The organism is Microbacterium sp. AG238, assembly GCF_003610405.1.
Taxonomy (GTDB): Bacteria; Actinomycetota; Actinomycetes; order Actinomycetales; family Microbacteriaceae; genus Microbacterium.
Genome location: NZ_RAQC01000001.1, coordinates 2107859 through 2122652, shown reverse-complemented (window position 1 = coordinate 2122652; position 14794 = coordinate 2107859). Strand labels below are relative to the sequence as shown.

The 14794-nt window shown below is 70.5% G+C and carries 16 protein-coding genes; 8 read left to right on the top strand and 8 right to left on the bottom strand.

Annotation, left to right across the window (positions count from 1 at the left end; all coding sequences use genetic code 11):
* Positions 1-20: 20 nt before the first annotated feature.
* On the top strand, positions 21-422 hold the full coding sequence (locus DEU36_RS09945; protein WP_120264002.1) for a phage holin family protein: 402 nt from the start codon (positions 21-23) through the stop codon (positions 420-422).
* Between the two features lie 51 nt (positions 423-473).
* On the opposite strand, the gene DEU36_RS09940 is transcribed toward DEU36_RS09945, so the two are convergent.
* The gene (locus tag DEU36_RS09940) at positions 474-1799 is read right to left on the bottom strand and encodes a hypothetical protein (RefSeq protein WP_120264001.1); all 1326 of its coding nucleotides are present in this window, start codon (positions 1797-1799) and stop codon (positions 474-476) included.
* A 5-nt stretch (positions 1800-1804) separates the two neighbouring features.
* Positions 1805-2107 carry a hypothetical protein gene (locus tag DEU36_RS09935; RefSeq protein WP_147374378.1) on the bottom strand — a complete coding sequence of 101 codons (303 nt, stop codon included), beginning with the start codon at positions 2105-2107 and terminating at the stop codon, positions 1805-1807.
* Between the two features lie 145 nt (positions 2108-2252).
* On the opposite strand from DEU36_RS09935, the gene DEU36_RS09930 reads away from it, so the two are divergent.
* Together DEU36_RS09930 and purB are read left to right on the top strand one after the other, a co-directional pair.
* Positions 2253-2729: a low molecular weight protein-tyrosine-phosphatase gene (locus DEU36_RS09930; RefSeq protein ID WP_120264483.1), complete on the top strand. Its 477-nt coding sequence runs from the start codon at positions 2253-2255 to the stop codon at positions 2727-2729.
* 27 nt (positions 2730-2756) lie between these two features.
* Positions 2757-4139: an adenylosuccinate lyase gene (gene purB / locus DEU36_RS09925; RefSeq protein ID WP_120263999.1), complete on the top strand. Its 1383-nt coding sequence runs from the start codon at positions 2757-2759 to the stop codon at positions 4137-4139.
* A 118-nt stretch (positions 4140-4257) separates the two neighbouring features.
* Here the strand turns inward: purB and DEU36_RS09920 are convergent, their stop codons facing one another.
* Together DEU36_RS09920 and DEU36_RS09915 are read right to left on the bottom strand one after the other, a co-directional pair.
* Positions 4258-4596, bottom strand: coding sequence for an amino acid transporter (locus DEU36_RS09920; RefSeq protein WP_120263998.1), 339 nt, complete (start codon positions 4594-4596; stop codon positions 4258-4260).
* Positions 4593-5243 (bottom strand): acyl-CoA synthetase, encoded by a 651-nt coding sequence (locus tag DEU36_RS09915; RefSeq protein ID WP_120263997.1) that lies wholly within the window; start codon positions 5241-5243, stop codon positions 4593-4595. The genes DEU36_RS09920 and DEU36_RS09915 overlap by 4 nt, the downstream gene beginning before the upstream one ends.
* Positions 5244-5372: 129 nt before the next feature.
* Here DEU36_RS09915 and DEU36_RS09910 point away from each other — a divergent pair, with 129 nt between their 5' ends.
* Together DEU36_RS09910 and DEU36_RS09905 are read left to right on the top strand one after the other, a co-directional pair.
* Complete coding sequence (locus tag DEU36_RS09910) at positions 5373-6296, top strand: NADP-dependent oxidoreductase (RefSeq protein ID WP_120263996.1); 924 nt, start codon at positions 5373-5375, stop codon at positions 6294-6296.
* 62 nt (positions 6297-6358) lie between these two features.
* The gene (locus tag DEU36_RS09905) at positions 6359-6784 is read left to right on the top strand and encodes a GIY-YIG nuclease family protein (RefSeq protein WP_120263995.1); all 426 of its coding nucleotides are present in this window, start codon (positions 6359-6361) and stop codon (positions 6782-6784) included.
* A gap of 19 nt (positions 6785-6803) precedes the next feature.
* On the opposite strand, the gene DEU36_RS09900 is transcribed toward DEU36_RS09905, so the two are convergent.
* Together DEU36_RS09900 and DEU36_RS09895 are read right to left on the bottom strand one after the other, a co-directional pair.
* Entirely contained in the window at positions 6804-7604 is an 801-nt protein-coding gene (locus DEU36_RS09900; RefSeq protein WP_396652165.1) for an alpha/beta fold hydrolase, read from the bottom strand.
* A 34-nt stretch (positions 7605-7638) separates the two neighbouring features.
* Positions 7639-7971, bottom strand: a complete 333-nt coding sequence (locus DEU36_RS09895; RefSeq protein ID WP_120263993.1) for a DUF3140 domain-containing protein — start codon at positions 7969-7971, stop codon at positions 7639-7641.
* A 169-nt stretch (positions 7972-8140) separates the two neighbouring features.
* Between DEU36_RS09895 and DEU36_RS09890 the strand changes: the two genes are divergently transcribed.
* Entirely contained in the window at positions 8141-9511 is a 1371-nt protein-coding gene (locus tag DEU36_RS09890) for an HNH endonuclease signature motif containing protein (RefSeq protein ID WP_259455300.1), read from the top strand.
* Positions 9512-9618: 107 nt separating this feature from the next.
* Positions 9619-10593 (top strand): intradiol ring-cleavage dioxygenase, encoded by a 975-nt coding sequence (locus DEU36_RS09885; protein WP_120263992.1) that lies wholly within the window; start codon positions 9619-9621, stop codon positions 10591-10593.
* On the opposite strand, the gene DEU36_RS09880 is transcribed toward DEU36_RS09885, so the two are convergent.
* Positions 10576-11613 (bottom strand): bile acid:sodium symporter, encoded by a 1038-nt coding sequence (locus DEU36_RS09880; RefSeq protein ID WP_259455299.1) that lies wholly within the window; start codon positions 11611-11613, stop codon positions 10576-10578. The two genes, DEU36_RS09885 and DEU36_RS09880, sit on opposite strands and share 18 nt — an antisense overlap.
* Positions 11614-11652: 39 nt before the next feature.
* On the opposite strand from DEU36_RS09880, the gene DEU36_RS09875 reads away from it, so the two are divergent.
* Entirely contained in the window at positions 11653-12675 is a 1023-nt protein-coding gene (locus DEU36_RS09875) for a zinc-dependent alcohol dehydrogenase family protein (protein ID WP_120263990.1), read from the top strand.
* 64 nt (positions 12676-12739) lie between these two features.
* On the opposite strand, the gene DEU36_RS09870 is transcribed toward DEU36_RS09875, so the two are convergent.
* Entirely contained in the window at positions 12740-14782 is a 2043-nt protein-coding gene (locus DEU36_RS09870) for an alginate lyase family protein (protein ID WP_120263989.1), read from the bottom strand.
* Positions 14783-14794: the final 12 nt, after the last annotated feature.

Below are 14794 nucleotides of genomic sequence, written 5' to 3'. Positions count from 1 at the left end.
CGTGGGAGACTGACGGCACTATGAGCCTCATCATCCGACTGATCGTCAACGCCTTCGCGGTCTGGATCGTGACGCTGATCCCGGCGCTGGAGGTGTCGGTCGTGGCGTTCCCGCCGGGCGGTGACCTGCAGCTCGTGCTCACACTGCTTCTGATCGCCCTCATCTTCGGGCTGGTCAACGCGGTCGTCGGCACTGTGCTGAAGGTGCTCGCGTTCCCGCTGTACATCCTGACCCTCGGCCTGATCTCGTTCATCATCAACGGCTTCCTGCTGTGGCTGACCGGATGGGTGACCTCGGGCTGGGACTGGGGCCTGCGCATCGGCGGCTTCTGGGTCGCTGTGCTCGCGGCCATCGTCATCGCATTGATCAACTGGGTCGCCGGCATCCTGTTCCGCCCTCGTCGCGACGCCGACCGCCGCTGACACCGACCGCCGCTGACGCCCACCGGCACCGGCGCAGCCGAGATCGGAGGATCACTCGGGCCGCTGCACACGGTAGGTCGTGACTTCCGCGGGCTCATCGCCCACGAACTGCGCGAGACGCTCGTGGACGTCTCCGACGCGGGGATCGCCCGACGCGTCGGCGAGCGAGGCGGTGTCTCCGTACGCGTCCATGGAGTGAGCGCCGAGCGTGATGTCCGCGATGCCGGGCGGTGGATCGGCGATCCGCTCGACGACGATGCTGCCCGGCGCCCCGGCACGATCGAGGTGGCCGCCGGACTGCAGGGCAGGGACGAGGTCGTCGGTGTGCCGCAGCGTGACCTGGACCGTGGAGACACCGGGATCCGCCTGCACCGGCGAGCCGAAGGTCACGTTGCCGACGACGCGGAAGGGTCCGTCCAACGCGAGCCGTGACGTGATCGCGCCGCCCTGGGAGTACCCGACGGCGAGTACGGCGTCACCCGAGCGAGCACCGGCCGCTCGGAGAGCGGTGACCACCGATTCGTACGACGCCGAGGTGCGGCCGGCGTACAGCTGAACGTTCGACGACATGTCGAACGGTTCGCGGCCGCCGAAGCCGAGCGGCGATCGGGTTCCGGCGACGTAGACGGCGAAGCGCCTCTCGCCTCCGGCGACGGTGTACCGCTCGACGCGCAGCTGATCACCCTCGCGCGGGATGCGCTCGGCGAGCGTCGCGAGGGTGAGCGGCGGCGAGGCCGATCCCGGTGGCGCCGCCGACCGGGCGACCTCGACGAGCGGCGCCGGCCCAGCACCTCCGACCGACCCGGGCCCGCCCCGCGCGGGCGGCGTACGCCCCAGCCCGAGCGCTCCGAGAGCCGTCAGGGCGAGGCCGCCGGCCGCGACTGCCGCGCCGCCGAGCAGACCCAGCGGGACGGTGGCGCCGCCGATCTGGCGCTGAAGCTCACCGTGCCGCAGTAACGGCCACGTCATCAGCAGCAGGTCGGCGCGGCCGCCGGCGCTCGGTGAGCGCTCGCGCGCCTCGGCGATGCGGTGATCGAGGAGCGCCGTCACCCGGCGATCGCCGTCCGCGGCGGCCCGTCGCGACACCTCGAGCTCGACGATGTCGTAGACGTCGGCGGCATCCCGCAATCCTCCGGCGAGAGCCGAGGCCTCGACCGCGAGCTCATGGAGAACGCGGGCGAGATCAACGGCGACGGCCGCGGCAGGCCACGCGGTCGCATCGTGCGCGGCGAGCTCGCGCGTGCCCGTCTCGAACGTCGACCGAAGTGCGTCGCATCGCGTCGACAGCCCGACGAGCACGGATGCCGCGGCCCGGAGCTGCCCCGTATCGACGGCGATGACCCCACCGTCGCGGATGTCGAGGGAGTCGTCGCTCACGGACCTCACGGGCCGCCCGCCACGAGCCGGACCTGAACCCGGCGCAGCTCGTCGTCGAGCTGATCGACGCGAGCCGCGACCCCATCCGCCCACGCGCGCCATGCGTCGAGGCGCGAGCGGTAGTCGCTCGCCGCCCGTGCGCGCCAGGCCGTCTCGTGCTGGAGCTCGGCGGCGCGGCGCCGGACCGCGTCGAGCTCGTCGCGCAGGGAGGGCAGGCGCGAGCGCAGCACCGCGATCATCTCGAGCGTCCGCACCGCGGCAGCATCGAGCCGCGCGGCGTCCGGAACGAGCAGGTGAGGAGAGGTCATGCCTGCCACGATGCCGCTGCGGGAAGCCGCAGAGACCGCCCTCGTCCGCCGCCGGGGAGGAGGTCGTGCGCCGATACGTCTGTGCAGGAAAGGCCGCATCCTCCACAATGGGACGGTGACCCGACGCGCCGACCCCTTCCGCGTCATGTTCGTCTGCACGGGGAACATCTGCCGCTCCCCCATGGCCGACGTGGTCTTCCGCTGGTTCGTCGACCAGGCGGGACTCGGCGACCGCGTGGTGTCAGCGAGCTCGGGAACCGGCGACTGGCACGTCGGCGAGCCCGCCGACGGACGAACACTCGAGGCGCTCGAGCGTCGCGGATACGACGGACGGGGGCACCGGGCGCGCCGCTTCACCCTGTCCGACTTCGATCGTTCCGACCTCATCGTCGCGCTCGACCGCTCGCACGAACGCGTCCTGTCGAACTGGGCGCGCACGACGGCCGACACCGACAAGCTCGGCCTGCTGATGTCGTTCGACGCGCACGCGGGTGGCGACCTCGACGTTCCCGACCCGTACTACGGAGACGCCGGAATGTTCGACGAGGTGCTCGGTATGATCGAGAGCGCGAGCCGGGCGCTCTTCCGGCAGCTCGAACCCGCGATCCGCACCACGTCCTGAGCGCCCGTTCACACTGAATGGAGCCTCGTGACCTCTCTGCCCCCGCAGCCCCTGAGCCCCCTCGACGGTCGCTACGCCGCCGCCGTCGGCTCCCTCGCCGACTACCTCTCCGAAGCCGGTCTGAACCGCGCGCGGGTCGAGGTGGAGGTCGAGTGGATCATCGCCCTCACCGACCGGAGCCTGTTCGGCAGCTCGCCTCTCTCGGATGAGCACAAGACGCAGCTGCGCGGGCTGTACCGCGACTTCGGACAGACCGAGATCGACTGGCTCGCGGCGAAGGAGGCGGTCACCCGCCACGATGTGAAGGCCGTCGAGTATCTCGTTCGCGATCGCCTGTCGGCCCTCGGCCTCGACGCGATCGCCGAACTGACCCACTTCGCCTGCACGAGCGAGGACATCAACTCCGCCTCCTACGCCCTCACGGTCAAGCGTGCCGTCGAGAACGTCTGGCTGCCGAAGCTGCAGGCAGTGATCGACGCGCTCGGCGACCTCGCCCGCGAGCACCGCGACGCCACGATGCTCTCGCGCACGCACGGTCAGCCCGCGACCCCTTCGACGATGGGCAAGGAGATCGCCGTGTTCGCCTGGCGTCTCGCCCGCGTCGCCAAGCAGATCGAGGGCGGCGAGTACCTCGCGAAGTTCTCGGGCGCCACCGGCACCTGGTCCGCGCACCTCGCGGCGGAGCCCGACGTCGACTGGCCCGAGCTCTCGCGCTCGTTCATCGAGGGCCTCGGCATCGACTTCAACATCCTGACCACCCAGATCGAGTCGCACGACTGGCAGGTCGAGCTCTACGACCGCGTCCGGCACGCCGGCGGCATCCTGCACAACCTCGCCACGGATGTCTGGACCTACATCTCGCTCGGCTTCTTCGCGCAGATCCCCGTCGCCGGCGCGACCGGGTCGTCGACGATGCCGCACAAGATCAATCCGATCCGCTTCGAGAACGCCGAGGCGAACCTCGAGATCTCGGGCGGCCTGTTCTCGACCCTCGCGCAGACGCTCGTCACGAGCCGGATGCAGCGCGACCTGACCGACTCGACGACGCAGCGCAACATCGGCGTCGCCTTCGGTCACTCGCTGCTCGCCCTCGACAACCTGCAGCGCGGGCTGACCGAGATCTCGTTGTCGCGCGACGTGCTCCTGAAAGATCTCGACGCGAACTGGGAGGTGCTCGCCGAGGCGATCCAGACCGTCGTCCGCGCCGAGATCGCCGCCGGTCGCTCGCAGATCACCGATCCGTACGCGCTCCTGAAGGACCTCACCCGTGGCCGCCGCGTCGGCGGATCCGAGCTCGCCGAGTTCGTCCGTGGGCTCGACATCGGTGATGCCGCCAAGGAGCGCCTGCTGGCACTGACGCCCGCGACCTACGCCGGCCTCGCCGACGACCTGGTGTCACGCCTGCCCTGAGGCCTCGTCGTCAACGCGCCGCACCGAAAACGCACCGCCCCGTCGAGAAAGCTCGCGGGGCGGTGCGTTCTCGCGTGAACGGTACGCGCTGGGCGATACCTCAGCGCTGGGCGGTATCTCAGCGCTGGGGCGACGAGGGTGACGAGCCGGATGCCGGGTCGTCGGGCGTCTCGGACTCGTCGGGGTACAGCACGGGCCGGTCGACGCGCTTGCTCACCTGCGCGGGGTCGACGGCGAGCATCAGTAGCGCGATGATCACGAGCGTCGCGATGAAGGCGATGCCCGCGACGACCAGGGCCACCACGACGGCGCGTTCGACGTCTTCGCGCGGGATCGACTGGAACGCCCCCATCGAGACCAGGGTGATGACACCCGAGAAGATCGCCGCGACGAACGCGAGGCCCAGCAGCTGGACCGGACGCATGATCTCGCGGCGGGTGGGGTGTTCGCCGCTCACGATGCGACCTCCGGATCGGACGAGGGGGATGACGGAACGGATGCCGCCGGCGCGAGCTCCTCGCGCCGCGGCGAGAAGCCGGCGATTCCGAGGAAGACGGCCACGACCGCGGCGTAGCCGCCGAACAGCCCGACCCCGATCGTGATGCCGGTGAGCGTGAAGGCTCCGGCCTCCTCGATGACGTAGTCGAGCCGGTAGGCCGGGTTGACCAGCAGCAGGCCGACGACCAGCAGGAGCGTGACCGCGCCGATGAGCACCTCGTCGCGCGCGACCGGGGCACCGGAACGGCGACCGCGGATGCCGCCGATCAGCTCGATCACCCCCGTGAGCGCAGCCCACGAGATGACGACGACGAAGAAACCGACCGTCGTCCGCAAAGGCGGCACGCCGGCGAGGATCGCGGCGATCAGGGTGATGACGCCGAGGACGATCGGCAGCGCGCGGCGGCCCGCGGGACTCGTCAACCAGGCTCCGACGAAGAACACGATCGCGGTCGCCGTCGCGAAACCGCTGAAGACCGACATCCCGACGGTCGCCGAGTGATCGGGCGAGAAGGTGATCATCACCGCCGCGACGGCCGCGAAAAGGGCGCGCGCGAGCTGGACATGCCGCACCTCGAAGGTGCGGGCGGCGGATGCAGCAGACACGGCGGACTCTCGCGATTCAGAACGGGATCCCCTGATTCTACGCGTCCGACCCGGGAGGCCGCCCGTCGGCGGCATCCCCACCGCATCCTGTCGGGAATCCCGCCGCACGCGCCGACGTTGGAGCGACACATGAAGGCACTGACGTACAACGAGTTCGGCGGCAACGACCGCTTCGAGATCACCGAGCGGGAGATGCCCCACATCGGACCCGACACCCTCGTGGTGCGCGTGGTGGCCGCGGGCCTGAACCCCGTCGACTACAAGGTGCGCGAGGGCTACTTGCAGGGGCTCCTCGACGTTCAGCTGCCCGCCGTTCCCGGCTGGGATGTCGCCGGCGTCGTCGAGAAGGTCGGTCTCGACACCCCCGAGTTCCAGGTCGGCGACCCGGTGCTCGCCTACGCCCGCGCCGACGTCGTCAGCGGCGGCTCGGTCGCCGAATACATGGCGGTTCCCGTGCGCACGGCCACGCGCAAGCCGGACGGTCTCGACTTCGCCGCCGCCGCCGCCATCCCCCTCACCGGCCTGACCGCGCTGCAGGCGATCGAGCGGTCGGCCGTCGGCGAGGGATCGACCGTCCTCATCCACGGCGCGGCCGGCGGAGTGGGATCGTTCGGTGTTCAGCTCGCCCGCCTGCGCGGCGCGCGCGTCATCGGCACCGCGTCGGAGCGCAACTACGACTACCTCCGAGGGCTCGGCGCCGAGCCCGTCGTCTACGGCGACGGCCTCGCCGACCGGGTGCGCGAGCTCGCCCCCGAGGGCGTCGACGTCGTGCTCGACTTCGCCGGCGGAAGCTCGCTCGACTCCACGAACGACCTGCTGCGCGACGGCGGGGTCGTGACATCGATCGCCGACCCGAGGGCGGCATCCGAGTTCGGCGGCAACTACATCTGGGTGCGCCCGGACGCCGCGCAGCTCGCCGAGCTCGCGCGTCTCGCCGCCGACGGTTCGCTGCGGGTCGAGCTCGCCGAGACCTTCCCGCTCGACGACGCCGCCGCGGCGTATGCCCGTCTCGAAGAGGGACACACGCGCGGCAAGATCGTCGTCACGGTCTGACCCGACCGGATGTCGGAGGCGGGCGCGATCCTGGAGTCGTGCCCGCCTCGCCGATATCCGAGATGCCGTCCCCGTGCCGCGTCTGCGGCGGGCGGGCGGGCGGGGTCGACGCCGACACGGGGCATTGGCTGTGTCGGCGCTGCGGGTGGCGCCTGGGCGATGCGTTCGACGCCGATCTACCCCGACCGGTCGTCCCCGTCGTCTACTACCTGCGATTCGGCGCACGCGTGAAGATCGGCACGAGCGAGCGGCCGCGTCAGCGGCTGGCCGCGATCCGGCACGACGAGCTCCTTGCGCTCGAGCGCGGCGGCCGGCCGCTCGAACAGCAGCGGCACCGCGAGTACGCGGCGCTCCGCGAAGGCGGTGAGTGGTTCACCTTCGCCGACCCGCTCACTGTGCACATCGAGACGTTGCGGGCAGCGGCATCCGACCCGTGGCTCGCCTACGACCGCTGGCTCGGCGACGCCTACCGGCGCGCATCGTCATGACGCCGCGGCCGGCGCCGGGTCATCCTTCGGTGAGGAACTCGATCGCGGTCTGTCGGAACACCCGCGACCCCGGCGCATTGAAGTGATGCCGGTCGGGGATCTCGACGAATCGTCCCTGCGGCGTCGCGGCGGCGAGGGCTTTCGATCCCTCGATGATCGCGTCGCGCGATCCTGTCGCGAACAGCACAGGCTGCTCCGGCGCGTTGGCGGGGTCGGGGTCGACGGTGCCCGAGGCGCGCATGCCGCCGGCGATCGCCAGCAACGCCCGCAGGTCGTTGCCCGGAACCCGTTCGGTCAGTCGAACGTAGTTCTGCGTGACCGGATCGGTCACCTCGGTGCCGTTCTCGACGAGCGCCCGCACCTGGTCGATGTCGAGGCGGGCGAGCGGGATGCCGTCGGGCACGCCACCCAGCACACCGCGGGTGATGCGCGCCGAGAAGTCCTTCAGCACCTCCCAGCCCACGCGCGCACCCAGCGAGTATCCGACGTACATCGCCGTGTCGACGAGGTAGGTGTCGAGCACCGCCTCGACGTCGGAGGCGAGCTGATGGAGGTCGTAGTCGGACGCGCGATGCGGCTTGTCGCTCGCCCCGTGACCGCGCTGGTCGAGACCGAGGACGCGGAACCCGGCACGCTGCAGGTCTCGCACCCAGCCGGTCGAGACCCAGTTGTCCTTCGTGTTCGACGCGAATCCGTGGACGACGACCACGGTCGGAAGTTCATCCTCCCCCCACGAGTAGGTGGCGATGCGATGGCCGTCTTCGCCGACGAGGACGAATCGCGGTTCGGACAGCTCGGTCAGACCGGAGGATGCGGGGATGCTCACTGTTCCATTCTCCCGCCCAGCGGGGCCGTCATTTCTTCGCGGGGTCGTGACCCCAATTCATGAGCGAATAGCGCCAGGCCGTCTCGGTGATGTCACCGGAGGGGCGCTGCGCGAGGTGCCGGCTGACATAGCCGACGACCTTGCGCATGTGAGAGACGTCGGACTCGGTCAGATCGCCTTTGTTGGTGCGCAGGATGTCGACGATGCGGCGGCCCGACCGGTGACCCGTCGACTCGCCTCCGCCCTCCTTCTGCCCGACCTCCTTCGACTCGTCGGTCTCGAGCCACTTCTCGAGTTCTGCGGGGCTCATGTTCACGGCGTCGCGGAACTCGTGCCGCGTCTGGTCGTCGTCGTCGCTCATGGTGCGATCGTGCCCGCGGCGGCTGCCGGGATGCATCCTCTTGACAGCGCGGCGTTCCGGTCGGTTCCTGGTGGTCGCCGATTCCTCCACAATTCGACAACGGCGTGAGTCGTCCAGATTCGCAGGTGTATTCGACGTAAATGTCGGAGGTCACTGCGATTATGGGAACATGACATCGAGCGGCGACCGGGCACCAGAATTCGGACATCCGGATTCGGGTTCGCACGCGCCCGCATTCGCCGCATTCGCCGAGGCGCTCGACCTCTTTCATGTCGGCGAGGTCGCGCGGATGCGTGCGTTGGCCGATCTGGGACGGTCGGCGTTGCGTGAGGCCCGGCACGGTGGGGTGCGGGGCATGGCCTCCGATATGGAGTTGCGGTCGGTTGCGGCTGAGGCGGCGGGGATGGCGCGGTTGACGGATCGGCGGTTGCAGGGCGAGATCGATCACGCGATGACCGTCATCGACGACTACCCGGCCGTGTTCGCGGCGTGGGTGGAACGGCGGATCGAACGCGGACACGTGGATGTGATCGTGCGGGTTGGGACGGGAGTACCCGATGAGGTGCGAGGGTCGTTCGCGGATGCCGCGATCGATGTGTGCGAGCGGGATGTGCCGTCCCGGGTGCGGGGTGCGCTCGAGGTTTTGGCGGCGCGGGTGCACCCCCAGTCGTTCACGGAGCGGCATGGTGCTGCGGCGGCGGAGCGGTGCGTGAGGGTCTTCCACGGGGCCGACGGGATGTCGAACCTCGTCGCCAACCTGCCGACCGTCATCGCCACAGGGATGCTTGACCGGCTCACCCAGATGGGACAAGCCGTGAAAGACGCCCGGGATGCGGGTGGTTGCGGTGATGCGGTGGAGGCGGATGCTTCCTCGGCCGGTGCTGCGGGCGCGGGGGCAGATGCTGCACCTGACGCCCGGACGATGGATCAACTGCGTGCTGACATTCTCGGCGACCTCGTCCTCGGCGGAGCACCCGTGGTCGACCCGACCTACGGGACGGACCGGGCCGGCGGGCTCGGGGCGATCCGGGCGCGCGTGCAGGTCACCGTCACGGCGGAGACCCTGATGGGCCGTGACGAGCACCCCGCCGACGCGGTCGGTGCCGGACCGATCGACGCCGACACGGCGCGTGAACTCGCCGGGCAGGTCACCGAGTGGGACCGGTTGTTCATCGACCCGGTCACCCGCACCCCGGTCGAGATCGACACGTACCGGCCGACCTCGTCGATGAAGAAGCTCCTGATGGCGCGGGATCAGCACTGCCGGTTCCCCGGATGTCGGCGGGCCGCGATCCGGTGCGAACTGGATCACACCATCGACTACGCCCTCGGCGGGCACACCCACATCTTCAACCTCGCCCACCTGTGTCAGCGACACCACTCGATGAAGCAGTTCACGAAATGGAAGGTCAGACAGCTCGGCGGTGGGGTCCTCGAATGGACCTCACCCCTCGGCCGGGTGTACCGCGAAGACGTGCCGATACCCGCGGTGTGCTTCACCATCGACTCGGGTGGACCACCGGAGAGACCACCCTTCTGACGGCGCGCCCGTCTCGCGCGGGTCTCATATCCGGCGCATAGGCTCGTCCAACGTTACGGATGGGCTGGCGGGCGATGCTCGGTGCACAACCAACCGAGGAGTCAGACGTGAGCCGCATCCCCGAACCCGACCGCACGCCCGCGGGGCCGGCCTACGAGGGCCGCCTGCTCGACCGCGCCGACGACGAAGTCGTCGATCAGGGCGCCGCGTTCGACATCCGCACGCTGATGACCCGGCGTTCCATGCTGAGCCTCGCCGGCATCGGCTTGGGCGCCGCGGCTCTCGCGGCCTGCACTCCCACGGCGACGGTCTCGCCCGCCGCATCGCCCACGGCGACACCCACCGCGACACCCACCGCGACACCCACCGCGACAGCCGTCGCGAACGCGGGCCTGCCCGCCGGCGAGATCCCTGACGAGACCGCCGGGCCCTACCCCGGCGACGGCTCGAACGGGCCCGACGTCCTCGAGCGGTCCGGCATCGTCCGCAGCGACATCCGATCGTCCCTGGAGGGCGGCGCAACCGCGGACGGCGTGCCGATGACCCTCCGGCTCACGATCCTCGACACCGCCCGAGGTGATGTGCCGTTCGCCGGGGCTGCCGTCTACGTATGGCAGTGCGACGCCGCTGGCGGGTACTCGATGTACTCGACCGGGATCGAGAACGAGACCTACCTGCGAGGGGTGCAGGTCACCGACGCGTCCGGCGTCGTCACCTTCACCTCGATCATTCCCGCCTGCTATCCGGGCCGGTGGCCGCACATCCACTTCGAGGTCTACCCGGACGCGGCGGCGATGACCGACGCCGCGAATGCCATCGCGACGTCACAGGTCGCCCTTCCCGAGAACGTCTGCAGCACCGTCTACGCGCTCCCCGCCTACAGCGGTTCCGCGCGCAACCTTGCGCAAGTGTCGCTCGCCTCCGACAACGTGTTCGGCGACGATGCAGGCGCCCTCCAGCTGGCCACCGTCACCGGCGACACGACATCCGGATACGTCGTCTCGCTCACCGCTCGCGTGGACACGACGACGACACCGGCGGCGGGCGCCGCTCCGGGCGGGGTCTCACCCCGCCGACCCTGACCTTTGCGCGCCGCGGTCGGGCATGAGCCGGGGCACGACCGCGACCAGCACGACCATCGCGACGAGCTCGACGAGCGTCTGCGTGACCACCACGAGCGGAGTCAGCGCGAACTGCGCCGGGAGCGCGAGCGCGAGCGGCAGGACGACGAGCGAGTTGCGCGTCGCAGCGCTGAAGACCACCGCTCGCCGGCGCGAGACGTCGAGTCCGGCCAGACGGCTCGCGACGATTCCCACCACCACTGCGCACGGCACGAACGCGACGAAGATCGGCACCACGGGCGCCAGCGACACCATCGCATCCCCGACCGCGGCCGTCTGCGAGGCGACCGCGACGAACAGCGTCAGCATCATCACCGGCACCATGGCACGCAGCAGCCCGGACGACACCGACCCGACGCGTGGCGAACGGCGCGCTGCCGCCTGCGCGACGGTAGCGAGCACAAGCGGAACGACGATGAGCAGGACGAACGCTTCGGCGAACGGGCGCGGATCGATCACCGCGACAGCCTCACCCCCGGCCATCACCCACACGTACGCGGGCAGAAGCAGCAGCTGCGCGATCATGAGCAGCGGCGTCGCCGCCAGCAGCCGCTCACGCGATCCTCCAGCGAGGCCGGCGAAGACGATGACGTAGTCGACGCAGGGCGTCAACAGCACCAGCAGCACGCCCAGCAGGAGCGCGGCGTCATGGGCGACGAACCGCGACAGCAGCCACACGGCCACCGGCACGGCGACGAAGTTCGCGACCATCACCGCGCCGATGAACCGCGCGTCACGCACAGCCTCCCGCAGCCCGGCGAGCGGGATCGAGAGGAACGTGAGGAACAGCAGGACGCCCAGCACGGGGGTGAGCGCCGGCTCGATCGCCTCACCGAAGCTCGGCATCGCGAGTCCCGCGACCCCGCCCACGACCAGCGCCACCAGGAACATCGCCGCTTGGTGCCGTTCCACCACCGCGAGCGCCCGCATCATGCCAGCATGCCGCACCGGAAGCCAGAAGCACCCCGGCAGCCGTCGCATGAGGTGGAATGGGAGGACCGCTACGGAAGGACAGCCACCATGCGCGGAGTCATCATGCACGCCCCCGGCGACGTCCGCGTCGAGGAACGCGACGACCCGACGATCGAGAAGCCCACGGATGCCGTCATCCGGGTGGCCGCGGCCTGCATCTGCGGCTCCGACCTGTGGCCCTATCGCGGCGAAGACCCCATCAAGCGTCCCATCCCGATGGGGCACGAATACGTCGGCATCGTCGAGCAGATCGGTGACGACGTCAGCGGGCTCTCGGTCGGCGACTTCGTCGTCGGCTCGTTCATCGCCTCGGACAACACGTGCGAGATCTGCCGCGACGGCTACCAGTCGCACTGCGTCGACCGCGTTCCCATGGGCCGCCTCGGCTCGCAGGCCGAGCGGCTGCGCGTCCCCCTCGCCGACGGCACCCTCGTCGTCGTCCCGGGCGAGCCCACCGACGACCAGATCCGCGGGCTCCTGGCGGCATCCGACGTGCTCGGCACCGGCTGGTTCGCCGCCGTCGCCGCTCAGGCCGGCCCTGGCAAGACCGTCGCGGTCGTCGGCGATGGCGCCGTCGGACTTCTCGGCATCCTGTCGTCCAGGCAGCTCGGGGCCGAGCGCATCATCGCGATGTCGCGCCACGCCGACCGCCAGGCTCTCGCCCGCCGCTTCGGCGCCACCGACATCGTCGAAGAGCGGGGCGCCGACGGCGTCGCGCGCATCAAAGAGCTCACCGACGGCCTCGGCGCGCACTCCGTCATCGAGGCGGTCGGGACCCAGGAATCGATGATGCAGGCGATCCGCTCCACCCGCGCCGGCGGTCACGTCGGCTACGTCGGCGTCTCGCACGACGTCGAGCTGCCCGGCGCCGAGCTCTTCGGATCGGGCGTGCACCTGCACGGCGGCCCCGCCCCGGTGCGGCAGTACCTGCCCGAGCTGATCGACCTCATCATGTCGGGGGCGATCGACCCGGGTGCCGTGTTCGACCTGACCCTGCCCCTCGACGACGCCGCCGAAGGGTACCGGGCCATGGACGAGCGCCGCGCGACGAAGGTGCTGCTCACCCTCTGACCGGTACCGGGATGCACGGCGCGTCTGCCGCGATCCCTTGCATGCGGGACCGCGGCAGACCGGCTCAGCCCCGCGCCGTGACCGCTCGCCGGCGCACCCGGGCGACGATGAGGAGCAGGCCGCCGAGGCTCAGCCCTGCGGCGAGCGCCAGCGGCGCGAGCGAGACCTCACCACCGGATGCCGCGAGCGAGCCGACCGCCCGGGCATCCGAGCTACCGCCCGGCGCCCCGGCCGGACCGGTGCCCGACGAGCCTCCCGGCGAATCCGTGCCGCCGGGGGTTCCCCCTCCCGGTTCTCCCGCGCCTGGCTCGCCCCCGCCGGGCTCACCTTCGCCGGGAGCCGCCGTGATGTCGGCGAGTCCACCGTGGGTGAGGCTCAGGTACGGCGCCGAATGGATCGTCGTCATGGGCCCTTCCTCGGCCAGCAGCGCTGCGCGCTCGTCGGTCGGGAAGTGGTTCTGCGCCAGCTCGAAGTAGCTCATGCTGTGCGCCGTGATCCCCGCGTCACGCAGGTAATCGATCGTGCGCACGTTCGCGAGCTTCGCCGGGTCGCCCGTGTAGTAGGAGAAGGATGCCGGGTCGGCGACCCATCTCGTCGCGGCATCTGCGGCATCCGCGAGCCCGCGCCCGTTAGCGTTCACGTGATCGTGCACGTCGTAAGCGTGCGCCGACAGCGTCTCGGCGACGAGGAAGAGCGGCAGCAGAGAGAAGTGCGTGTACCAGATGCCGTAATCGCCGACGCCGTTGTTCCGGTCGACCTCTTCCGGAAGGTGCCCGTTCTCGTCGATCTGGTGATCGAGCAGCTCGACGGCGCGCGCGCTCGCAGCGTCGAGCCCCGCCTCGTCGTCGAGGTAGGCCGCGACGGCGGTCGTCGTCTCGAGGGCCCAGCTGCCCCAGTTGTTCGTGCGATGCAGGATCGACGCAGCGACCGGTGTCGCCGTCTCACGCAGGAAGCCGGCGAACACGGCCTCGGATGCCGCACTCCACACGGAAGTGCCGCGCAGCAGCTCCGCGGCGTGGACGAAGGCCGGGAAGTGGTAGCTGAAGGCGAGCGCGGAGTCCTCCCGGGTACGCACGCATTCGACCGTCGTGGTCCAGGCATCGATGAACTGCGCGGCGTGCGCGCCGTAGCGGGCATCACCCGACAGGCGATACGCCAATGCGAGCTCGTAGGCGGTGTTCGCGTCGTTCTGCAGCCCGTCCCGCGCCGCACGGTGCGCGGTCGGATCGTTGTAGAAGAACGGCACGAAGAAAGTCGTGGGAGGAGCAGGTGTTCGCTCGAGACCCGCGTCGGCGGCCGTGAGCAGACGCGCGTACGCAGACGTCTGCGGCTGCTCACCCGCCGCGATGCGCGCCGACACCGCGTCGATGCGCGCGTCGCTGACGAGCACCTCGCCGCGACCCGCATCCGTCGCCGGTGAACCCGACCATCCGACGCAGTCGGTCGGCACCGGCTCGGCGCGATCGATGACGCCCGACAGCTGCACGGCGTCGACCGACATCCGGACGTCGCGGTGCGCCGCGAGCGCGAACCCACTGCCCGAGAAGGTGGCGTCTGTGACCTCGATCAGCGTCGTCACCTCCCCGGCGCCACCGAGACCCACCCGCATCCGCTCACCGTCGAGCGACGCCGTGACTGTCACCGGGCCGGCACCGGGGCGGGCGTCGGTCTGCGCGGTGCCGAGCACGGCGACCTGCCCGTCACCGGCTGCGCGGATGACCGCCAGCTCTCCGCTGTTGCGCACGAAGACGGTGTAACCGGACTGCGTGTAGTCGTCGGCTGTTCCGGTGCGACGCACCGTGAAGCCCGCCCACGCGCTGGCTCCCCCGCCCGCAGAGGCGAAGGTCACCGTCGCCGTCGCCGCTTCGGCGAGGCCGCGGCCGGTCAGCGCGAGGATCGATCCGCGCGACGACCCCGGCTGCACGACTCTCGCGACGCCGTCCGCCGCCTCCCACGTTCCGGCTGCGGGCAGCCAGTCGGGAGTCAGCTCATCGAACGCCTCCTCGATCGTCGCGGGCGGCGCCGGAGCGGCGACCGCGGGCAGAGCCGGTATCGCGAGCGCGACGGCTCCGATCACAGCGAGCGAGAATCTCCATCGATTCTTCATGTCGTACCTTTC